The sequence below is a fragment of the Streptomyces sp. P9-A2 genome (assembly GCF_036634175.1).
Taxonomy (GTDB): domain Bacteria; phylum Actinomycetota; class Actinomycetes; order Streptomycetales; family Streptomycetaceae; genus Streptomyces; species Streptomyces pratens.
Genome location: NZ_JAZIFX010000001.1, coordinates 5,831,709 through 5,852,248 on the forward strand (window position 1 = coordinate 5,831,709; position 20,540 = coordinate 5,852,248).

Genomic DNA, 20,540 nt, shown 5'->3' on the forward strand with positions numbered 1-20,540 from the left:
CGGCCGGCCTCCGGGAACCGGGCGGCACACCGACAAGGACTAAGGACGAGGACATGACCCGCGTGATCGCCGGCCGGGCCGGCGGACGCCGCCTGGACGTACCGCCGGGCGACGGCACCCGCCCCACCTCCGACCGCGCGCGCGAAGGCCTGTTCTCCACCTGGCAGGCCCTCCTCGGCGGCCCGCTGGACGGCGAGCGCGTCCTCGACCTGTACGCCGGTTCCGGCGCCGTCGGCCTGGAGGCCCTGTCCCGGGGAGCCGGGCACAGCCTTCTGGTCGAGGCCGACGCCAGAGCCGTCCGCACGGTCCGGGGCAACGTCAGGGCACTGGGGCTGCCCGGCGCCGAGATCAGACCGGGCAAAGCGGAACAGATCATCCGTACGCCCCCGCCGGCCGAACCGTACGGCATCGTCTTCCTCGACCCCCCGTACGCCGTCTCCGACGACGATCTTCGCGAGATCCTGCTCACACTCCGTACCGGGGGCTGGCTCACCGACGAAGCTCTCGTCACCGTGGAGCGCAGCACCAGAGGCGGGGAATTCGCGTGGCCGCCCGGTTTCGAAGCGCTCCGGGCCCGTCGCTACGGAGAGGGAACGTTTTGGTACGGTCGCGCCGCCTCTACGTGCGAAGACGCACGATGACCGGACCGGAGAGCGAGGGATCACCAGTGCGCCGCGCCGTCTGCCCCGGGTCGTTCGACCCGATCACCAATGGACATCTCGACATCATCGCCCGAGCCTCGAGTCTCTACGACGAGGTCTACGTCGCGGTGATGATCAACCAGTCCAAGAAGGGCCTCTTCGAGGTCGAGGAACGGATCGACCTGATCGGCCGGGTCACCGCCGAGTACGGGAACGTCCGGGTCGAGGCCTTCCACGGCCTGCTCGTCGACTTCTGCAAGGAGCGTGACATCCCCGCGATCGTCAAGGGCCTGCGCGCGGTCAGCGACTTCGACTACGAGCTGCAGATGGCCCAGATGAACAACGGCCTCTCGGGCGTGGAAACCCTCTTCATCCCCACCAACCCGACCTACAGCTTCCTGTCGTCCTCCCTGGTCAAGGAGGTCGCCACCTGGGGCGGCGACGTCTCGCACCTGGTGCCCCCGGAGGTCCTCTCCGTCCTCTCCGAGCGACTGCGCAAGGACTGAGAGCCGCCCGCGCACGCTCCGCCGCGCCGCCCGCGCACGCCCTGAGCGCCCGGCGGAGCCGGACAGCCCACGGACCGGGGACCGCCGGCCCCCGGGCAATCCGCCGGCAGGTGTCCCCCACCCGCCCCAGAGCCTTACAGTCGTTGCGTCCGTCTCCAACACAGCTGTAGAGAGTGGCGAGCACACGGTGGACGTGCAGAAGAAGCTGGACGAGATCGTCGACCTGGTCTCCGGGGCCCGTTCGATGCCCATGTCGGCCTCGTGCGTGGTCAACCGCGCCGACCTGCTCTCGATGCTCGAAGAGGTGCGCGCGGCGCTGCCCGACTCCCTCGCCCAGGCGCAGGAACTCATCGGCGGCCGCGAACAGATGGTCGAGCAGGCGCGTCAGGAGGCCGAGCGGATCATCGAGGGCGCACACGCCGAGCGTGGCTCCCTGATCTCCGGCACCGAGGTCGCCCGCCGCTCCCAGTCCGAGGCCGACCGGATTCTCGGCGAGGCCCGCAAGGAGGCCGAGGAGGTCCGCGCGGAGGCCGACGACTACGTCGACTCCAAGCTCGCCAACTTCGAGGTCGTCCTCACCAAGACCATCGGTTCCGTCGGCCGCGGCCGGGAGAAACTGCTCGGCACCGGACCCGGTCCCGACCACCAGGGCTACGTGGACCCCGAAGAAGACGACGCCCCCGAGCGCAGCCACGATCCGGAGACCCTGCGCCGCAGCGCCGACGAGTACGTCGACGTCAAGCTCGGCGCCTTCGAGGCGGTCCTCGCCAAGACCCTGGACGCGGTCGGCCGGGGCCGCCAGACCCTGCACGGCCGGATCGCCAGCGACGACCTCGGCGCCCTCGCCGAGGACATGACGACGGTTCAGCACTCCAGCGACGCCGACTACCTCGCCGACCTCGCGGCCATGTCGGACGCCCCGGCCCGGCCCGCCCGGCCCCAGCAGGCCGCGCCCGAGCAGCCCCGGCAGGCGCCGCAGGTCGACCAGCAGGATTACGCCCAGCAGGAACAGATGTACGGCTACGCGCAGCAGAACCAGCAGCCCGATCCGTACGGCGGCTACCAGCAGCAGCAGCAGCAGTACGGCGGCGGACAGGACGCCTACGGCTACCCGCAGCAGGCCCCCGCTCAGCAGACCGACCCGTACGCCGCCTACCAGGGCTACGAGACGCCGCAGCAGCCGGCCTACGACCCCGGACAGGGCGGGCAGGACTACGCCCCGCAGCAGCAGAACCCGGCGGCCCTCGACGAAACCAGCCTCTTCGACACCAGCATGATCAGCGCCGAACAGCTGCGTGCCTACGAACAGGGCCGCGGCAACGGCTGACCGTTCGGCTACGGCCCGGGCGGCGCCCGGCCCCCCCGGCCTGTCACCGGCCCGGATTGGGACGAGAGCCGAAGGTCCAGTATCCTGGCTCATCGGTCGTGTGTGCGCTGCTCCGATTCCGTAGACGTCCGCGATCCACGCTGCCCGGGAACATCACGGGACAGTGTTTCTCCGAGTTCGAAGATCGAAAGCAGGAATGGCTCTGAACGCCCGCCTCGACCACCGCAATCCCCTCGTGTTCGACACACACGAGCTGGGACGGAGGCCGGGCGCGCTGCAGCGCCTGACCCGCTCGATCGAAGCGCCCAGGGACCTCGGGATCCAGGGAGTCATCGGAGTGCCGGAAGGCGCTCCGGTGGAGCTCGGACTCCGGCTCGAGTCGGTCATGGAGGGTGTGCTTGTCACAGGCACCGCCCGTGCGACGGCCGAGGGGGAGTGCGTAAGGTGTCTGGAGCCGCTCGAGCTGGAGCTCGTCGCGGAATACCAGGAGATGTTCTCGTACCCTGACGCCGACGACCGGGGCCGCGCGAAGGCGGAACCGGGCGACGACGCCGAGGACGACGAGGACAGGCTCCCTCTCGAGGACGGCATGTTCGACCTCGAGCCCGTGCTGCGTGATGCGGTGGTGCTCGCACTGCCGATGCAGCCGGTGTGCCAGGACGACTGCCCCGGCCTGTGCTCCGAGTGCGGAGCCCGGCTCGCGGACGACCCGGACCACCACCACGACGCCGTCGACATCCGTTGGGCGGCACTGCAGGGACTCGCCGGTTCACCCGAAGATGGCGAGAAGGACGACATGAGCGGCGCCGAACCGGGCGTCGACGAGAAGCAGGAGAAGTAGCCGTGGCTGTTCCGAAGCGGAAGATGTCGCGCAGCAACACGCGCCACCGCCGGTCGCAGTGGAAGGCTGCGGTCCCCACCCTGGTTGCGTGCGAGCGCTGCCACGAGCCCAAGCAGCAGCACATCGCGTGCCCGTCTTGCGGCACTTACAACAAGCGCCAGGTCCTCGAGGTCTGAGCGGCTGGTGAGAGGCACTGTGTCCACGCCCAAGAAGCAGTCGCCCCGCGCGAGCGGGAGCGGAACGGCGGACCACCAGGCCTCGTCCCACACGCTTCTGGAAGGGCGGCTCGGCTATCAGCTCGAGTCCGCCCTTCTGGTGCGCGCGCTGACCCACCGTTCCTACGCGTACGAGAACGGCGGTCTGCCGACGAACGAACGGCTGGAGTTCCTCGGGGACTCCGTGCTCGGCCTCGTCGTCACGGACACGCTGTACACCACCCACCCCGATCTGCCCGAAGGCCAGTTGGCCAAGTTGCGGGCCGCGGTGGTCAACTCGCGTGCGCTGGCGGAGGTGGGCCGCGGGCTCGACCTCGGTTCCTTCATCCGGCTCGGCCGCGGTGAAGAGGGCACAGGTGGCCGGGACAAGGCATCCATCCTCGCCGACACCCTCGAAGCGGTGATCGGCGCGGTCTATCTCGACCAGGGACTCGACTCGGCGGCGGAGCTGGTGCACCGTCTGTTCGACCCGCTGATCGAGAAGTCCTCCAACCTCGGTGCCGGCCTGGACTGGAAGACCAGTCTCCAGGAACTCACCGCGACCGAAGGACTCGGCGTACCCGAGTACCTGGTCACGGAGACCGGCCCCGACCACGAGAAGACCTTCACTGCTGCCGCCCGCGTCGGAGGCGTCTCGTACGGCACCGGCACCGGCCGCAGCAAGAAGGAGGCGGAACAGCAGGCCGCCGAGTCGGCCTGGCGGTCCATTCGGGCCGCTGCGGACGAGCGAGCCGAAGCGGCTGCCTCGGCCGAAGTGACTTCCCCGACGGCCGAAGCGGCTGCCTCGGCCGAAGCGGCCGACCCGGTCGCCGACGCGAGCGCCGAGCCTGCGGCCGACACGTCGTCGGCCTCCGCCTGACGATCCGTACATCAACACGCGGATCACGCGGCACCCGCGGTCTTCGGGGTGTTCGCGACACACGCAGAGCGCGGCCCGAGCGCCCGCCCCGCCCCGGCAGGGACGGGCGCTCGGGCCGTGGTCGTCAAGGAAGGTCCTCGGAGGGGGAACCATGCCCGAGCTGCCCGAGGTCGAGGTCGTACGGCGCGGACTGGAGCGGTGGGTCGCCCACCGGACCGTCGCCGCGGTCGAGGTACTGCACCCGCGTGCGGTCCGCCGCCACCTCGCCGGCGCCGACGACTTCGCGCACCGTCTGAGGGGGCACCGTGTCGGCGTCCCAGGCCGCCGCGGCAAGTACCTGTGGCTGCCACTGGAGGACTCGGACCAGTCGGTCCTGGCCCACCTCGGGATGAGCGGCCAGCTGCTGGTCCAGCCGCACACCGCGGCGGACGAGAAGCACCTGCGCGTGCGGGTCCGCTTCACCGACACGCGGACATCAGCCGCTGCCGCGGCGGGCGGCACCGAGCTCCGCTTCGTCGACCAGCGCACCTTCGGCGGGCTCTCGCTGCACGACAACACCCCCGACGGGCTGCCCGACGTCATCGCGCACATCGCCCGCGACCCCCTCGACCCGCTCTTCGACGACGAGGCCTTCCACCGGGCGCTGCGCCGCAAGCGCACCACGATCAAACGGGCCCTGCTCGACCAGTCGCTGATCAGCGGAGTGGGCAACATCTACGCGGACGAGGCGCTGTGGCGGGCCCGTATCCACTACGAGCGCCCCACGGAGACCTTCACCCGCCCGCGCTCCCAGCTTCTCCTGGGCCACGTCCGGGACGTGATGAACGCCGCTCTCGCGGTGGGCGGCACCAGCTTCGACAGCCTGTACGTCAACGTCAACGGTGAATCGGGCTACTTCGACCGGTCCCTGGACGCCTACGGGCGGGAGGGCCTGCCCTGCCGTCGCTGCGGTACGCCGGTGCGCCGACGGCCCTGGATGAACCGGTCCAGCTACTTCTGCCCGAGGTGTCAGAGGGTTCCACGCGCCTCGTCGTAGCTCTCGCGGGCCTGGAGCACGTCGTCCATGCTGTTCTCCAGGAAACGGATGAGGGACAGCACGCGCCGTGCGACCTCGTGGCCCAGCGGGGTGAGTTCGTAGTCCACCCGGGGCGGATTGGTCGGCTGCGCCTCGCGGTGCACCAGACCGTCGCGCTCCAGCGCGTGCAGAGTCTGGGAGAGCATCTTCTCGCTCACCCCGTCGACCCGGCGGCGCAGTTCGTTGAAGCGCAGCGAACCCCCGGACAGCGCCCCGAGCGTCAGCGCGCCCCAGCGTCCCGTCACATGCTCCAGTGTGCCGCGCGACGGGCACACCCGGGCGAACGCGTTGTAGGGAAGCCGCTGCTCCACCGAGTCCTCCGGGCGCGGCCGCGTGCTTGTCATGCCTTCAGCGTACTTCGGCCCGGCGCTCACCAACGGACTGCGCTCACCGCACGACAGCGCCGGGAGGCGGGCGGCGCGCGAGAAGGCGGGCAGAAGGCACGGACGGCGGCTTGGGATGACCCGGGCCGCCGTCCATCTCATGCGCGTACTGCTGCGAACCTGCGGTACGGGGAACCCTAGTAGCCGAAGTTCTGGGTCCACCACGGGCCGCCGGGGCCGAAGTGCACACCCACGCCCAGGGTCTTGAAGTCGCAGTTCAGGATGTTCGCCTTGTGACCGGGACTGTCCATCCAGGCTTCCATCACAGCCGCGGCGGTGGCCTGGCCGCGGGCGATGTTCTCCCCGCCCAGGTCGGATATCCCGGCCGTCGACGCCCGGTCCCACGGGGTGTCGCCGTCGGGGTCGGTGTGGTCGAAGAAGCCGCGGCCGGCCATGTCCTTGCTGAACGCCGTGGCCAGAGAGGTCAGCGAGCTGTTCGCGGCCACCGGGCTGCAGCCCACCTTGGCCCGTTCCTGGTTGACCAGCTGGAGCACCTGGGCTCCGGCGGCGGCCTCCTCGGACACGGTCACCGGGCTGCTGGGTGTCTGCTTCTCCGGTTGCGGGGCGGTCTTGCGCTCCGGAGCCGTCGTCTTCTCCGACACCTCCTCGCCCGGTGTCGTCGACGGCTTCTTCTCCGCCGCCTCGGCCTCCGCGGGCGCCTTCTTCTCCGGCGTCTTCGTGGCCTTCTCGCCGGTCGACTCCGCCTCCGACTCCGACGGCGAGGGCTTGGGGGAGGCCGCGCGATCGGAGTCGCGGCTCGCGGGGTTGCCGGCGTCGCGGCTCGGGCTCTCGAGGCTGCCCGAGGTGCCGCCCAGCTCGCCGGGCACGTTGGTCGGGGTGCCCGCGGCCTCGACGCTGTCGCCGGGGGCGCGGTCGCCGCCCAACTTGTAGTTCTCGAGACCGGGAACCACACCCGTGGCCACCGCGACCGTGCCGAGGGCCATCGCGGCGGACACCCCGAGCAGGCCGGTGCGGACCGGGGTCGCGGCCTTCTTCTTCCGGCGGCGCCCGCCCGCGTGCCGGTCGCTCTCGCCGGGTGTGAAGCCGTCTTCCGGAGAGCCGCCCTGCTGCGGGATGCCCCCGTGCCGGAGGCCGTCACTCGCGAACACGGCCGTGTCGGCGGCGGCCATGCCGGCGGCGGCCGTGTCAGCGGTCCTGGAGCGGTCCGGGCCCGCGGCGGAGCCGCCGTCCTGGTGGCCGTTCTCAATCACGGCGCTTCCGGAGGAGCCGCCCTGGGTGAAGCGCCCCGCGTAGCCGTCCCCGGGAGCGTTCTCCGTCGCGAAGAGGTAGGCCGCGCTCCGCGCGGAGGTCTCGGCGTACGCCTCCGGGTTCAGATAGGGGGCGATACCCATCGTCGGAGCGTTCTCGGCGTGAGCCCCCAGCGGGCGGTGGCTTCCGTCGTGCCGGTCGTCGTGCTGAGTGACTTCCGTGGCGGCGCGGCCCGTGGCGGCGCGGCCGGCGGCGGAGCGTCGGTGGCGTCCCATGTCCTGGCCTTCCTCGTCCTTGCGTCGGTCGACTCGTCCTCGCGTTCAACACGAAACTCACACCAAAGAGTGAGTTTCATATGAGATTCATTCGATCGGGACGGTACCGCATGCCGCCAGGGGAGGGAGTGCCCCGAGTGACATTGTCCGGTTAGGTTGCAGGCATGAGCGAGGATGTGCGACTGGTCGCCTGGGTGAGGGGACGCGTCCAAGGTGTGGGTTTCCGCTGGTTCACGCGGGCCAAGGCGCTGGAGATCGGCGACCTGAGTGGCTTTGCTCTCAATTTGGCGGACGGACGCGTCCAGGTGGTTGCGGAGGGCTCCCGCGAGCGGTGCGACGGACTGCTCGACTGGCTCCAGGACGGCGACACGCCCGGACGCGTGGACGGCGTCACCGAGATCTGGGACACACCCCGGGGCGGATATGACGGCTTCGCCATCCGCTGAGCCCACCGCCCCGGAGGGCCTCCGGGGGTGACGGACGGCCGCCGAGGACGGGTCTTCGGCACGGAAAAGTCCTGGTGACCGCCAAGGCCCGCGAGGTCGTGGGAGACTCCCCCGCGCCGACGGCCGCCGCGCCGAGGACGGCCGCGGGAATCGCGGCGCAGCCGCCCGGCGGCCGTGTGCGCCGCGTCGTCGGCCGATACGGCGTGTGATCGTGTTGACCGTCAAACTTTTTGGTGAGACGCTGAAAGTCCCCGCGCACCTTAGCTGTTTGGCATGGCTGAACGGCAGTACAACTCCAGGTCTGCCAAGCATCGCGGGTGCTCATCCCTCACGACCCACACCGCACAGGTCGGTCACGCATTGTGGAGGACCATCCATCATGGCAAAGGCGCTTCTCGGTTACGTCGGCGGCTCCGACCCGCGACTCCTCGCCGAGATGCGACGGCTCCAGCAGCGCGTCCAGGACCTGGAATCCGAACTCGTACGGATCCAGGCGGAGAACGACGAGCTTGCGGCTGCCGCTTCTCACGACAGGATCATGGAGAGCGTTGACGCGCACCAGGCGGAGCCTGCGCTGACCTGATCACTGCACTGCTCCACCAGGGCGCAGCAGTGGCCGGTCCGCCCATCACCACCGCCACGTTGTCAGAAGTGCAAGGGACGCTCCGGCGTCCCTTCTTTCCTGTCTCCGCGCCCCCGCGCCGCCCGGATCCCCAAGTTCCTTGCCCCGCGCATCCTTTCACCGTCTTTAACGTGTGGTGTGCCCTGCGCGTTCACCCGTGAAACCGCCGGTGCATGGAGTGGGACATCCCGGGCGGGTAAAGTCCGGCGGCGTGCACCTCAAGGCCCTGACCCTCCGTGGCTTCAAGTCGTTCGCCTCGGCGACCACGCTCCGGTTCGAACCGGGAATCACGTGCGTCGTCGGCCCGAACGGCTCGGGCAAGTCCAATGTCGTGGACGCGCTCAGCTGGGTGATGGGCGAGCAGGGCGCCAAGTCGCTGCGCGGCGGCAAGATGGAGGACGTCATCTTCGCCGGCACCACGGGCCGCCCGCCGCTCGGCCGGGCCGAGGTGTCCCTGACCGTCGACAACGCCGACGGGGCCCTGCCCATCGAGTACGCCGAGGTCACCATCACGCGGATCATGTTCCGCAACGGCGGCAGCGAGTACCAGATCAACGGCGACACCTGCCGCCTCCTCGACATCCAGGAACTGCTCTCCGACTCCGGCATCGGCCGTGAAATGCACGTCATCGTCGGCCAGGGACAGCTGGACTCCGTCCTGCACGCCGACCCGATGGGCCGCCGCGCCTTCATCGAAGAGGCCGCGGGCGTCCTCAAGCACCGCAAGCGCAAGGAGAAGGCGCTGCGCAAACTGGACGCGATGCAGGCCAACCTCGCGCGCGTGCAGGACCTCACGGACGAGCTGCGGCGGCAGCTGAAGCCCCTCGGCCGCCAGGCGGCGGTCGCCCGGAGGGCCGCCGTCATCCAGGCCGACCTGCGCGACGTCCGTCTGCGGCTGCTCGCCGACGACCTCGTGCGCCTGCGCGAGGCCCTCACGGCGGAGATCGCCGACGAGACCGCCCTCAAGGAGCGCAAGGACACCGCCGAACGGGAACTGCGCAAGGCCCTCCAGCGCGAGGCCGCCCTCGAGAGCGAGGTCCGCCGCCTCGCCCCGCGCCTGCAGAACGCCCAGCAGACCTGGTACGAGCTGTCCCAGCTCGCCGAACGGGTCCGAGGCACCGTCTCGCTCGCCGACGCGCGCGTGAAGAGCGCCACCTCCGCACCCCCCGAGGAACGCCGCGGACGCGACCCCGAGGACCTGGAACGCGAGGCCGCCCGCGTCCGCGAACAGGAGGCAGAGCTGGAGGCCGCCCTCGAAGCCGCCGAACACGCCCTGGAGGACACGGTCGCCCACCGCGCCGAGCTGGAACGCGAACTCGCCCAGGAAGAACGGCGTCTGAAGGACGCCGCGCGTGCCGTCGCCGACCGGCGGGAGGAACTCGCCCGCCTCACCGGCAAGGTCGGCGCCGCACGCTCGCGCGCCGCGGCGGCCCAGGCCGAGATCGAGCGCCTGGCGGCCTCCCGCGACGAGGCCCGGGAACGGGCCGCCGCCGCCCAGGAGGAGTACGAGGCCCTGCGGGCCGAGGTCGACGGCCTCGACGCCGGCGACGCGGAACTCGCCGGACAGCACGACAGGGCCAGGCAACGGCTCGCCCTGGCCGAGTCCGCCCTCACCGCCGCACGCGAGGCGGCCACCGCCGCCGAACGCGAGCGCGCGGCGACCCGGGCCCGCCACGAGGCCCTCGCCCTGGGCCTGCGCCGCAAGGACGGCACCGGCGTGCTGCTCGCGGCCCGGGACCGGCTCACCGGACTGCTCGGCCCCGCCGCCGAACTGCTCGCCGTCACTCCCGGCCATGAGACCGCCCTCGCCGCCGCCTTCGGGGCCGCCGCCGACGCCCTCGCCGTGAGCGGACCCGCGGCCGCCGCCGAGGCGATCCGTCTGCTGCGCACACAGGACGCGGGCCGTGCCGCCCTGCTGCTCGCCACCGCCCCGGACCCGTCGCACGCCAGGGCGCACGACGGCCCGCGCGAGCGGCGAGCCGACGGTTCGTACGGGGCGCATGAGCCGCAGGGGGCGCCCGAGCCGTTCACCGACGTACCCGACGGCCCGCGGTACGCCGCCGATCTGGTGCGCGGGCCCGCCGAGCTGCTGCCCGCGGTACGCCGGCTGCTGCGCGGGATCGTGGTCGTCGGCACCCTGGAGGATGCCGAGGAGCTGCTGTACGCGCGGCCCGAGCTGACCGCCGTGACCGCCGAAGGCGACCTGCTGGGCACGCACTTCGCGCACGGCGGCTCGGCGGGCGCCCCGAGCCTGCTGGAGGTGCAGGCCTCCGTGGACGAGGCCGCCGCCGAGCTGGAGGTGCTTGCCGTGCGGTGCGAGGAACTGACCCGGGCCCAGCACACGGCGACCGAGGAGCGCGGCCGGTACGCCGTCCTCGTCGAGGAACTGGGGGAGCGGCGCCGGGCGGCCGACCGGGAGAAGTCCTCCGTCGCCCAGCAACTCGGCCGGCTCGCCGGGCAGGCCCGTGGGGCCGCCGGGGAGGCCGAGCGGTCCGCCGCCGCCGCGGCCCGGTCGCAGGAGGCCCTCGACCAGGCGCTCGGCGATGTGGAGGAACTCGCCGAACGGCTCGCCGTCGCCGAGGAGATGCCGTTCGACGAGGAGCCCGACACCTCCGTGCGCGACCGGCTCGCCGCCGACGGGGCCAACGCCCGGCAGACCGAGATGGAGGCCCGCCTCCAGGTGCGGACGCACGAGGAGCGCGTCAAAGGGCTCGCCGGGCGGGCCGACTCCCTGGACCGGGCCGCCCGCACGGAACGTGAGGCACGCGTACGTGCCGAGCAGCGGCGGGCCCGGCTGCGGCACGAGGCGGCCGTCGCCGAGGCCGTCGCCGCCGGCGCCCGGCACCTGCTCGCGCACGTCGAGGTGTCCCTCGCGCGTGCCGACGAGGAGCGCGCCGCCGCCGAGGCCGCCAAGGTCCACCGCGAGCAGGAACTCGCCCGCGCGCGGACCGAGGGACGCGATCTCAAGGCGGAACTCGACAAGTTGACGGATTCAGTTCACCGGGGCGAGGTACTCGGCGCCGAGAAGCGGCTGCGGATGGAGCAGCTGGAGACCAGGGCGCTGGAGGAACTGGGTGTCGAACCGGAGGGACTGGTGGCGGAGTACGGCCCGCACCGGCTGGTGCCGCCCTCGCCCCCCGCCGAGGGCGAGCAGCTGCCGGAGGCCGAGGCCGACAGCGGCTCCGCCGCGAAGTCGCACCCGCGCGACAGGCCCCGTCCCTTCGTGCGGGCCGAGCAGGAGAAGCGCCTGAAGACCGTCGAGCGCGCGTACCAGCAGCTCGGCAAGGTGAACCCGCTCGCCCTGGAGGAGTTCGCCGCGCTGGAGGAACGCCACCAGTTCCTCGGCGAGCAGCTGGAGGACCTGAAGAAGACCCGCGTGGATCTGCTCCAGGTCGTCAAGGAGGTCGACGAGCGGGTCGAGCAGGTCTTCAGCGAGGCCTACTGGGACACGGCCAGGGAATTCGAGGGAGTCTTCTCCCGGCTGTTCCCCGGCGGCGAGGGGCGGCTGGTGCTGACCGATCCCGACAACATGCTCACCACGGGCGTGGACGTCGAGGCGCGTCCGCCGGGCAAGAGGGTCAAGCGGCTGTCGCTGCTCTCGGGCGGCGAGCGGTCACTGACCGCCGTGGCGCTGCTGGTGTCGATCTTCAAGGCGCGGCCGAGCCCGTTCTACGTCATGGACGAGGTCGAGGCCGCTCTCGACGACACCAACCTCCAGCGGCTCATCCGGATCATGCAGGAGCTGCAGGAGGCCTCGCAGCTGATCGTGATCACGCACCAGAAGCGCACCATGGAGGTCGCCGACGCGCTCTACGGCGTCTCCATGCAGGGCGACGGTGTGTCCAAAGTCATCAGCCAGCGCCTCAGCCGGACGACCTGACGGGCCACCCGGTCCCCTCCGGGCCCTCTGGCTTCACGTCATGAACTCAAACTCGTCATGACTGTGCATGCATCCTGTTGAAATTTCTGACCATTGCGCGACTCACCCCCTCTTTTGACTTCAGAACTTGAAGACATATTCTCAGCTTCATCATATTTACCTTCAGGTACCTTCAGATGGGCCTGGAAGGGCTGACCCCCACCCGGCGACGATGCCGGTGGCCCGAGGAGTTACACGTGACCAGCTCAGAGCAGGCACAGAAGTCAGGAGCCGGTACGGCTCGCCCCGAGCATCTCGGGCGCGTCGTCTTCATCGCGGCGTCGGCCGCCATGGGCGGTTTCCTCTTCGGCTACGACAGTTCCGTGATCAACGGCGCCGTCGAGGCCATCCGTGACCGTTACGACATCGGTTCGGCCGCTCTCGCACAGGTCATCGCGATCGCGCTGATCGGCTGTGCCATCGGCGCGGCCACCGCCGGCCGCGTGGCCGACCGCATCGGCCGCATCCGGTGCATGCAGATCGCCGCGGTCCTGTTCACCGTCAGCGCCATCGGCTCCGCCGTCCCCTTCTCCCTCTACGACCTCGCCTTCTGGCGGGTCGTCGGCGGCATAGCCATCGGTATGGCCTCCGTCATCGGCCCGGCCTACATCGCCGAAGTCGCCCCGCCCGCCTACCGCGGCCGGCTCGGCTCCTTCCAGCAGGCCGCGATCGTCATCGGCATCGCCGTGTCGCAACTGGTCAACTGGGGCATCCTGAACGCCGCCGGCGGCGACCAGCGCGGTGAGGTGCTGGGCCTGGAGGCATGGCAGGTCATGCTCGGCATCATGGTCGTCCCGGCCGTGGTCTACGGGCTTCTCTCCTTCACCATCCCCGAGTCCCCGCGCTACCTGATCTCCGCCGGCAAGCACGAGCGCGCCCGCGAGGTCCTCGAAGAGGTCGAGGGCAAGGAGATCGACCTGGACGCCCGCGTCACCGAGATCGAGACGGCGATGCACAGCGAGGAGAGGTCCCGCTTCAAGGACCTGCTCGGCGGCAGCTTCTTCTTCAAGCCGATCGTCTGGGTCGGTATCGGCCTGTCGGTCTTCCAGCAGTTCGTCGGCATCAACGTCGCGTTCTACTACTCCGCGACGCTGTGGCAGTCGGTCGGCGTCGACCCGACGGACTCGTTCTTCTACTCCTTCACCACGTCGATCATCAACATCGTCGGCACCGTCATCGCGATGATCTTCGTCGACCGCATCGGCCGCAGGCCGCTCGCGCTCATCGGCTCCGTCGGCATGGTGATCGGCCTCGCGCTGGAGGCCTGGGCGTTCTCCTTCGACCTCGTCGACGGCAAGCTCCCCGCCACCCAGGGCTGGGTCGCGCTGGTGGCCGCCCACATATTCGTCCTCTTCTTCGCCCTGTCGTGGGGCGTGGTCGTCTGGGTCATGCTCGGCGAGATGTTCCCCAACCGGATCCGCGCCGCCGCCCTGGGTGTGGCCGCCGCCGCGCAGTGGATCGCCAACTGGGCCATCACCGCGAGCTTCCCGTCGCTGGCCGACTGGAACCTGTCGGTGACCTACGTGATCTACACCGTGTTCGCCGCGCTCTCCATCCCGTTCGTCCTGAAGTTCGTCAAGGAGACGAAGGGCAAGGCCCTGGAGGAAATGGGCTGACCGCGGCCGCGAGGCCGGAACCGACGGGCCCCTTCGGGCCGGCCCGTCCCATGAACCGAGGAGAAGGGTTCAAGTCCCCGCTGCCCCTCTCCTCGTACCCCCGCCGCCCCGATCCGGACCTGTCCGGGCCGGGGCGGCGGTGTGACGTGCACCCACCGGCCGCACGGCCGCCCACCGGCCGCACGGCCGCCCACCGGCCGCACGGCCGCCCACCGGGGCCGGGGCAGGGGCCGGGAGGCTCGATCCGCCTGCCGGGGCAGCACCTGTTCCGCGAACGGACGAAGGCTGCGCCACCCTTCGTCCACCGGCATCCCGTCCCGGCCGGTGGACGCAGCACATACGTGTCGTGCCCCGGCTCCGTACACTCCTCGGGCGTGAGAATCCGGTACACGTCCTCCGCGCGCGCCTCCTTTGCCGTCGTGGCCGCCGACCGCCTCGCCGAGCGGCACCGACCGCGGCGTGCGGGCCGCCATCAGCACGACCGGGGTGCCCATGGCTGATACTGGGGCTGTTATGGACATCGTCATCCTTGCTGTAGTCATCGCCGTGGTCGTGGTCGGCGCGCTCGGCGGGCTCATCGTCGGCAGCCGCCGCAAGAAGCAGCTGCCCCCGCCGCCGCCCACCGCCCCCGACATCACCGCCCCCCCGGCCGAGCCGCACGTCGGCGACGAGGCCGAGACGCCGCGGGAGGAACCGCGGCGCACCGTAGAGGAGGTTGATTTTCCGGACGGCTCCACCCCGGTCGTCGTCGAGGAAGCGCCCACCGAGGCGCCCGCGATCGAGATCCCGGAGCCCACCGCCGGCCGGCTCGTCCGGCTGCGAGCCCGTCTCTCCCGCTCGCAGAACGTGCTCGGCAAGGGCCTGCTCACGCTGCTGTCCCGCGAGCACCTCGACGAGGACACCTGGGAGGAGATCGAGGACACGCTGCTCATCTCCGACATCGGCGTGCAGCCCACCCAGGAGCTGGTCGAGCGGCTGCGTGAGCGCGTGAGGGTGCTCGGCACACGTACCCCCACGGAGCTGCGCGGACTGCTCCGCGAGGAACTGATCGCCCTGGTCGACCCCAGCATGGACCGCACCGTGCGCACCGAGAACGAGACCGGCGGTCCGGGCATCGTGATGGTCGTCGGGGTCAACGGCACCGGCAAGACCACCACCACCGGCAAGCTCGCCCGAGTACTGGTCGCGGACGGCAACACCGTCGTCCTCGGCGCTGCGGACACCTTCCGCGCCGCCGCCGCCGACCAGCTCGAGACCTGGGGCGAGCGGGTCGGCGCCCACACCGTGCGCGGTCCGGAGGGCGGCGACCCGGCCTCCGTCGCGTTCGACGCGGTCAAGGAGGGCAAGGAGATGGCCGCGAACGTCGTGCTCATCGACACCGCCGGCCGGCTGCACACCAAGACCGGCCTCATGGACGAGCTGGGCAAGGTCAAGCGGGTCGTCGAGAAGCACGCGCCGCTGGACGAGGTGCTGCTCGTGCTCGACGCCACCACCGGCCAGAACGGCCTGGTCCAGGCCCGGGTCTTCGCCGAGGTCGTCAACATCACCGGCATCGTGCTCACCAAGCTCGACGGTACGGCCAAGGGCGGCATCGTGGTCGCCGTCCAGCGCGAACTGGGCGTCCCGGTCAAACTGATCGGTCTCGGTGAGGGCGCGGACGACCTGGCGCCGTTCGAGCCGGACGCGTTCGTGGACGCGCTCATCGGGGAGTGAGACCCCGGGGCGGCCGGCCGGACCGGACCGCCACGGACACGCGAAGAAGCGCCCGCTTCCGGAACCCGGAAACGGGCGCTTCGCCGTTCACCACCACAGAGCCCGGCACCCGCCACCGGAGCGGGCCGGTATGCCTGTGCCCATGCCTATGTCTATGTCTACGTCTGCGACCGGTGGACCACATACGCCAGCGTGCCCAGCACCAGGCGGGCCTCCGGCGGCCGGGGCGCCGAGTCGAGGGCGGGGGAGCGCAGCCAGCGCACCGGACCGCGGCCGCCCCGGTCGGACGACGGAGCCGTGATGTACGTACCGGGGCCGAGGCCGTGCAGGTCGAGGGCGGCCGGATCGTCCCAGCCCATGCGGTAGAGCAGCTCGGGCAGCGCGGCGGCGGCCCCGGGGGCGACGAAGAACTGGGCGCGGCCGTCAGGGGTGGCGGCGACGGGGCCGACGGGCAGGCCCATGCGCTCGAGTCGGGCCAGCGCGCGGCACCCGGCGGGCTCGGCCACCTCGATCACGTCGAACGCCCGCCCGACCGGCAACATCATCGCGGCGCCCGGATACTCGGCCCAGATCTCCGACACGTCGTCCAGCGGGGACCCCGCGGGGATCTCCGGCGCGAAATCCAGCGGATGCGCACCCGGTGCCCGGCATCCCGCCCGGCCGCAGGAGCAGGTGCCGGCGGCGGAGCGGGCGCCCGGCACCACGTCCCAGCCCCACAGCCCCGTGTACTCCGCCACGGCGGTGCCCCCCGGCCCGCGGCCCCGGCGGCGCGAGCCGGACCGGATGTCACGGATGCCCCGGCTGATACCGATCGTGAAGCCCATGCCCCCTCCAACGGGTCCTGCGCACCGGTGGTTACGCAGCGGGCGCCGCGCGTGACTCTCTGTTCTCGTACTTCCCCGTGCGGTCCTGCTCGGACAGCGCTTCGAAGCGCCATGGGTGGTGCGCATGGTGGCGCGCGCCCCCGTGTGCGTCACCACATCCACTCTTGTCCGTCCCGTGTCAAGTGAAGCGCGAGACGGCCACGGTGAGTTCATCCGATGGGGTGGCGAATGGTGGCGATTAAGGGTTCGCCATGGCTGGACGGGTGATCGTGGGACTACGTTGTGTGCACGGTTCCTCGGGGCACATGCGTCTACGGGTATGCCGGAGGCAACTCGGCTTTCCGTTCGAAGGGTGGGAACCGCCGGACGGCGGCCCCGGCAACCGGCATTCTGATAGGGCTTGGCGCACTCAGTGGCAGGTGGTTTTCAGGGAATGGGGGCGTTCCAGTGAGCGGCAACGGCGGTGGCGGGACGAACGCTGCGAGTGCGCGGAAGCGTCCGAACGAGCTGCTCGCCTCGTGGTTCATCCGCAGCGGCTGGTCCAAGGGCGAGCTCGCCCGTCAGGTCAACCGCCGGGCCCGTCGGCTGGGCGCCGGCCACATCTCCACCGACACTTCGCGTGTGCGCCGTTGGCTGGACGGCGAGAATCCGCGCGAGCCCATCCCCCGGATCCTCTCCGAGCTGTTCTCCGAACGCTTCGGCGTCGTCGTGTCCGTCGAGGACCTGGGCCTGCGCACCACCCGGCCCTCGCCCTCCGCGACCGGCGTCGACCTGCCCTGGACGGGCCCGCAGACCGTGGCCCTGCTCAGCGAGTTCTCGCGCAGCGACCTGATGCTCGCCCGGCGCGGCTTCCTCGGGAGCTCGCTGGCCCTCTCCGCGGGCCCGTCCCTCATCGAGCCCATGCAGCGCTGGCTCGTCCCCTCCCCGTCCGCGGCGCAGCCCCGCCCGGAGCCCGAACCGGCCTCGGCCGGCCGCGCGCGCGGCCGGCTGTCCCAGCCGGAGCTGGACCTGCTGGAGACCACCACCGTGATGTTCCGGCAGTGGGACGCCCAGTGCGGCGGCGGCCTGCGCCGCAAGGCGGTCGTCGGGCAGCTGCACGAAGTGACGGACCTGCTCCAGGACCCCCAGCCCGACCCGGTCCGGCGGCGCCTGTTCAAGGTCGCCGCCGAGCTCGCCGAACTGGCCGGCTGGATGTCGTACGACGTCGGGCTGCAGCCCACCGCGCAGAAGTACCACGTCCTCGCCCTGCACGCGGCGAAGGAGGCCGGGGACCGGCCGCTCGGCTCGTACATCCTGTCGAATCTGAGCCGGCAGATGATCCACCTCGGCCGGCCCGAGGACGCCCTGGAGCTCATCCATCTCGCGCAGTACGGCAGCCGTGACTGCGCGAGCCCCCGCACCCAGTCGATGCTGTATGCGATGGAGGCCCGCGCCTACGCCAACATGGGCCAGCCCGGCCGGTGCAAGCGCGCGGTCAGGATGGCCGAGGACACCTTCGCCGAGGCCGACGAGTGGGACGAGCCGGACCCCGACTGGATCCGCTTCTTCTCCGAGGCCGAGCTGTACGGCGAGAACTCCCACTCCTTCCGCGACCTCGCTTACGTGGCGGGCCGCAGTCCCACCTACGCCTCGCTCGCCGAGCCGCTGATGCGGCGGGCCGTCGAGCTGTTCGCCGCGGAGGCGGGACGGCACCAGCGGTCGTACGCCCTCAACCTGATCGGCATGGCCACCGTGCATCTGCTCCAGCGCGAACCCGAGCAGGGAGCGGTTCTCGCCACCGACGCCATCAAGGCGGCCAAGAAGGTCCGCTCCGAGCGCGTCAACACTCGTATCCGAAAGACGGTCGACACGGCCGTCCGCGACTTCGGCGACCGGGCCGAGGTCGTCGACCTCACCGAGCGGCTCGCCATCGAACTGCCGGAGACCGCCGAAGCGGTCTGACGCCCCAGAAGTCCCCCAGAAGCCCCCGGAAGGATCTCCTGAAGATCCCCGGGAAACCAGAGCCCCGGCCGCGGCCGGCCCTCCCGAACTGCCCGACTCGGCTCCCCCATGCCAGGTCATCGGAAGGCCCGCCGCGGTCGGCTTTCTGTTTTTGCGCCTGAGCCGGCGCCGCTCTCGCGGACCTGGTTGCTCGCCGTCGTGGTTGCTCGATCGATGGCTGCGGTGCCATGGGGCGAAGACTGCGTCACGGTAGCGATCGGCACTCACCGCATCCGGCAGTTCATCGACGCGTAACACACCGGGTGCCTTCGTCACGGCGGTGAAACAGCGAGGGGCCTCCACCGAAACGGCGCTGCGCGAATCTCTTGGCGCAGAACCGGCCCACCCCTCACGACCCGCTCAGGCTTCGCCCGCACGGGGCCGTACCAACGACGAGGAGACGCCGATGGCACCTGTCATCACCCTTGCCGCAGAAGCGCCCACGCTCTCTGCCGCCAATACAGGGTTCATGCTCATCTGTTCCGCTCTGGTGATGCTCATGACGCCGGGCCTGGCCTTCTTCTACGGAGGCATGGTCCGGGTCAAGAGCACCCTGAACATGCTGATGATGAGTTTCATCAGCCTGGGAATCGTCACCATCCTGTGGGTGCTGTACGGCTTCTCCATGGCGTTCGGCACCGACTCCGGCGGCGTCGTCGGCTGGAACTTTGACTGGGTCGGCCTCAGCGACATCGGCCTGACCGAACTGTGGGACGGCACCACCATCCCGCTCTTCGTCTTCCTGGTCTTCCAGATGATGTTCGCCGTCCTGACGCCCGCCCTGATCAGCGGCGCGCTCGCGGACCGCGTGAAGTTCACCGCGTGGGGGCTGTTCGTCGCGCTGTGGGCCACCGTCGTCTACTTCCCGGTCGCGCACTGGGTCTGGGGCTCCGGCGGCTGGGCCTTCGAGCTGGGCGTCATCGACTTCGCCGGCGGTACGGCCGTCCACATCAACGCGGGTGCCGCCGCCCTCGGCGTCATCCTGGTGATCGGCAAGCGGATCGGCTTCAAGAAGGACCCGATGCGCCCGCACAGCCTGCCGCTGGTCATGCTCGGCGCGGCCCTGCTGTGGTTCGGCTGGTTCGGCTTCAACGCCGGTTCCTGGCTCGGCAACGACGACGGCGTCGGCGCGCTGATGTTCGTCAACACCCAGATCGCCGCCGCCGCCGCCGTCCTCGGCTGGCTCGCCTACGAGAAGATCCGCCACGGCGCGTTCACCACGCTCGGCGCCGCCTCCGGCGCGGTCGCGGGCCTGGTCGCCATCACCCCGGCCGGCGGCGCGGTCACCCCGCTCGGCGCGATCGCCGTCGGCGCCGTCTCCGGTGTGCTGTGCGCCATGGCCGTCGGCCTGAAGTACAGGTTCGGCTACGACGACTCCCTGGACGTCGTCGGCGTCCACCTCGTCGGCGGCGTCATCGGCTCCCTCCTCGTCGGCCTCTTCGCCAGCGGCAAGGGCCAGTCCGACGTCGAGGGCCTCTTCTACGGCGGCGGCCTCGACCAGTTCTGGAAGCAGTGCGCCGGCGTCTTCGGTGTCCTCGCCTACTCCCTGGTCGTCTCCGCGATCCTCGCCTTCCTCCTCGACAGGACGATCGGTATGCGAGTCTCCGAGGACGACGAGGTGGCCGGCATCGACCGGGCCGAGCACGCCGAGACCGCATACGACTTCAGCGGTGCCGGTGGCGGCGCCGCCCACGGCACCGCCACGGCGCCCGCAGACCGGGCCGAGAGCAAGAAGGTGGACGCATGAAGCTCATCACCGCCGTCGTCAAGCCGCACCGGCTCGACGAGATCAAGGAGGCCCTGCAGGCTTTCGGGGTACACGGCCTGACGGTCACCGAGGCCAGCGGCTACGGCCGCCAGCGCGGCCACACCGAGGTCTACCGCGGTGCCGAGTACACCGTCGACCTGGTCCCCAAGATCCGCATCGAGGTGCTGGCCGAGGACGAGGACGCCGAGCAGCTGATCGACGTCGTCGTCAAGGCGGCCCGTACCGGCAAGATCGGTGACGGCAAGGTCTGGTCGATCCCGGTCGACACGGCCGTACGGGTCCGGACCGGCGAGCGCGGCCCGGAAGCGCTCTGAGACAGAC

The 20,540-nt window shown here is 70.9% G+C and carries 19 protein-coding genes and 1 pseudogene; 16 read left to right on the forward strand and 4 right to left on the reverse strand.

The genetic code is table 11. From position 1 onward, the window contains the following. Positions 1 to 53: 53 nt before the first annotated feature. From rsmD to mutM, 7 genes are all read left to right on the forward strand, one after another. Positions 54 to 641 (forward strand): 16S rRNA (guanine(966)-N(2))-methyltransferase RsmD, encoded by a 588-nt coding sequence (rsmD, locus tag V4Y04_RS26575; RefSeq protein ID WP_332430846.1) that lies wholly within the window; start codon positions 54 to 56, stop codon positions 639 to 641. 26 nt (positions 642 to 667) lie between these two features. Continuing rightward, positions 668 to 1,147 (forward strand): pantetheine-phosphate adenylyltransferase, encoded by a 480-nt coding sequence (coaD, locus tag V4Y04_RS26580; RefSeq protein WP_332433011.1) that lies wholly within the window; start codon positions 668 to 670, stop codon positions 1,145 to 1,147. Positions 1,148 to 1,334: 187 nt separating this feature from the next. After that, on the forward strand, positions 1,335 to 2,474 hold the full coding sequence (locus V4Y04_RS26585; RefSeq protein WP_332430847.1) for a cell division initiation protein: 1,140 nt from the start codon (positions 1,335 to 1,337) through the stop codon (positions 2,472 to 2,474). A gap of 196 nt (positions 2,475 to 2,670) precedes the next feature. After that, a complete protein-coding gene (locus V4Y04_RS26590; protein ID WP_332430848.1) occupies positions 2,671 to 3,315 on the forward strand; it encodes a YceD family protein in 645 nt (214 codons plus the stop codon). A 2-nt stretch (positions 3,316 to 3,317) separates the two neighbouring features. Beyond that, positions 3,318 to 3,491: a 50S ribosomal protein L32 gene (gene rpmF, locus V4Y04_RS26595; protein ID WP_003951102.1), complete on the forward strand. Its 174-nt coding sequence runs from the start codon at positions 3,318 to 3,320 to the stop codon at positions 3,489 to 3,491. Between the two features lie 7 nt (positions 3,492 to 3,498). Further along, positions 3,499 to 4,389: a ribonuclease III gene (gene rnc / locus V4Y04_RS26600; protein WP_332430850.1), complete on the forward strand. Its 891-nt coding sequence runs from the start codon at positions 3,499 to 3,501 to the stop codon at positions 4,387 to 4,389. 151 nt (positions 4,390 to 4,540) lie between these two features. After that, the gene (gene mutM / locus V4Y04_RS26605; RefSeq protein WP_332430851.1) at positions 4,541 to 5,425 is read left to right on the forward strand and encodes a bifunctional DNA-formamidopyrimidine glycosylase/DNA-(apurinic or apyrimidinic site) lyase; all 885 of its coding nucleotides are present in this window, start codon (positions 4,541 to 4,543) and stop codon (positions 5,423 to 5,425) included. On the opposite strand, the gene V4Y04_RS26610 is transcribed toward mutM, so the two are convergent. Together V4Y04_RS26610 and V4Y04_RS26615 are read right to left on the reverse strand one after the other, a co-directional pair. Beyond that, positions 5,398 to 5,808 (reverse strand): winged helix-turn-helix transcriptional regulator, encoded by a 411-nt coding sequence (locus tag V4Y04_RS26610; protein ID WP_332430852.1) that lies wholly within the window; start codon positions 5,806 to 5,808, stop codon positions 5,398 to 5,400. The genes mutM and V4Y04_RS26610 overlap by 28 nt on opposite strands. A gap of 176 nt (positions 5,809 to 5,984) precedes the next feature. Next, positions 5,985 to 7,331, reverse strand: coding sequence for a CAP domain-containing protein (locus V4Y04_RS26615; RefSeq protein WP_332430853.1), 1,347 nt, complete (start codon positions 7,329 to 7,331; stop codon positions 5,985 to 5,987). 164 nt (positions 7,332 to 7,495) lie between these two features. Here V4Y04_RS26615 and V4Y04_RS26620 point away from each other — a divergent pair, with 164 nt between their 5' ends. The 5 genes from V4Y04_RS26620 to V4Y04_RS26640 all read left to right on the forward strand — a co-directional run bounded on the left by V4Y04_RS26620 (position 7,496) and on the right by V4Y04_RS26640 (position 13,934). Beyond that, on the forward strand, positions 7,496 to 7,777 hold the full coding sequence (locus V4Y04_RS26620) for an acylphosphatase (RefSeq protein ID WP_332430854.1): 282 nt from the start codon (positions 7,496 to 7,498) through the stop codon (positions 7,775 to 7,777). Between the two features lie 74 nt (positions 7,778 to 7,851). Then, entirely contained in the window at positions 7,852 to 7,986 is a 135-nt protein-coding gene (locus V4Y04_RS26625) for a hypothetical protein (protein WP_332430855.1), read from the forward strand. 170 nt (positions 7,987 to 8,156) lie between these two features. Further along, complete coding sequence (locus V4Y04_RS26630) at positions 8,157 to 8,360, forward strand: hypothetical protein (RefSeq protein ID WP_004924871.1); 204 nt, start codon at positions 8,157 to 8,159, stop codon at positions 8,358 to 8,360. A 250-nt stretch (positions 8,361 to 8,610) separates the two neighbouring features. Beyond that, a complete protein-coding gene (gene smc, locus V4Y04_RS26635; protein ID WP_332430856.1) occupies positions 8,611 to 12,279 on the forward strand; it encodes a chromosome segregation protein SMC in 3,669 nt (1,222 codons plus the stop codon). 236 nt (positions 12,280 to 12,515) lie between these two features. Further along, positions 12,516 to 13,934, forward strand: coding sequence for a sugar porter family MFS transporter (locus V4Y04_RS26640; RefSeq protein ID WP_332430858.1), 1,419 nt, complete (start codon positions 12,516 to 12,518; stop codon positions 13,932 to 13,934). Between the two features lie 254 nt (positions 13,935 to 14,188). Here V4Y04_RS26640 and V4Y04_RS26645 read toward each other — a convergent pair. Next, positions 14,189 to 14,388, reverse strand: a pseudogene (locus V4Y04_RS26645) (LLM class flavin-dependent oxidoreductase); the annotation flags it as partial. A 59-nt stretch (positions 14,389 to 14,447) separates the two neighbouring features. Between V4Y04_RS26645 and ftsY the strand changes: the two are divergent. Then, the gene (gene ftsY, locus V4Y04_RS26650; protein WP_332433012.1) at positions 14,448 to 15,647 is read left to right on the forward strand and encodes a signal recognition particle-docking protein FtsY; all 1,200 of its coding nucleotides are present in this window, start codon (positions 14,448 to 14,450) and stop codon (positions 15,645 to 15,647) included. 158 nt (positions 15,648 to 15,805) lie between these two features. Here ftsY and V4Y04_RS26655 read toward each other — a convergent pair whose 3' ends face one another. Then, positions 15,806 to 16,471 (reverse strand): bifunctional DNA primase/polymerase, encoded by a 666-nt coding sequence (locus V4Y04_RS26655; RefSeq protein ID WP_332430860.1) that lies wholly within the window; start codon positions 16,469 to 16,471, stop codon positions 15,806 to 15,808. A 447-nt stretch (positions 16,472 to 16,918) separates the two neighbouring features. On the opposite strand from V4Y04_RS26655, the gene nsdA reads away from it, so the two are divergent. The 3 genes from nsdA (at position 16,919) to V4Y04_RS26670 (ending at position 20,533) form a co-directional block, all read left to right on the forward strand. Next, positions 16,919 to 18,412, forward strand: a complete 1,494-nt coding sequence (gene nsdA, locus V4Y04_RS26660) for a transcriptional repressor NsdA (protein ID WP_332430861.1) — start codon at positions 16,919 to 16,921, stop codon at positions 18,410 to 18,412. Positions 18,413 to 18,857: 445 nt separating this feature from the next. Further along, positions 18,858 to 20,198: an ammonium transporter gene (locus V4Y04_RS26665; RefSeq protein ID WP_332430862.1), complete on the forward strand. Its 1,341-nt coding sequence runs from the start codon at positions 18,858 to 18,860 to the stop codon at positions 20,196 to 20,198. Next, complete coding sequence (locus V4Y04_RS26670; RefSeq protein WP_332430863.1) at positions 20,195 to 20,533, forward strand: P-II family nitrogen regulator; 339 nt, start codon at positions 20,195 to 20,197, stop codon at positions 20,531 to 20,533. Before V4Y04_RS26665 ends, V4Y04_RS26670 begins: the two co-directional genes overlap by 4 nt. Positions 20,534 to 20,540: the final 7 nt, after the last annotated feature.

Bases quoted from the DNA above. Each gene is read 5' to 3' on its own strand.
- V4Y04_RS26655 (WP_332430860.1), bottom strand. From the start codon at position 16,471: ATGGGCTTCACGATCGGTATCAGCCGGGGCATCCGTGACATCCGGTCC.
- V4Y04_RS26620 (WP_332430854.1), top strand. From the start codon at position 7,496: ATGAGCGAGGATGTGCGACTGGTCGCCTGGGTGAGGGGACGCGTCCAA.
- ftsY (WP_332433012.1), top strand. From the start codon at position 14,448: ATGGACATCGTCATCCTTGCTGTAGTCATCGCCGTGGTCGTGGTCGGC.
- V4Y04_RS26630 (WP_004924871.1), top strand. From the start codon at position 8,157: ATGGCAAAGGCGCTTCTCGGTTACGTCGGCGGCTCCGACCCGCGACTC.
- rsmD (WP_332430846.1), top strand. From the start codon at position 54: ATGACCCGCGTGATCGCCGGCCGGGCCGGCGGACGCCGCCTGGACGTA.
- V4Y04_RS26670 (WP_332430863.1), top strand. From the start codon at position 20,195: ATGAAGCTCATCACCGCCGTCGTCAAGCCGCACCGGCTCGACGAGATC.
- V4Y04_RS26615 (WP_332430853.1), bottom strand. From the start codon at position 7,331: ATGGGACGCCACCGACGCTCCGCCGCCGGCCGCGCCGCCACGGGCCGC.
- V4Y04_RS26610 (WP_332430852.1), bottom strand. From the start codon at position 5,808: ATGACAAGCACGCGGCCGCGCCCGGAGGACTCGGTGGAGCAGCGGCTT.
- V4Y04_RS26665 (WP_332430862.1), top strand. From the start codon at position 18,858: ATGGCACCTGTCATCACCCTTGCCGCAGAAGCGCCCACGCTCTCTGCC.
- V4Y04_RS26590 (WP_332430848.1), top strand. From the start codon at position 2,671: ATGGCTCTGAACGCCCGCCTCGACCACCGCAATCCCCTCGTGTTCGAC.
- mutM (WP_332430851.1), top strand. From the start codon at position 4,541: ATGCCCGAGCTGCCCGAGGTCGAGGTCGTACGGCGCGGACTGGAGCGG.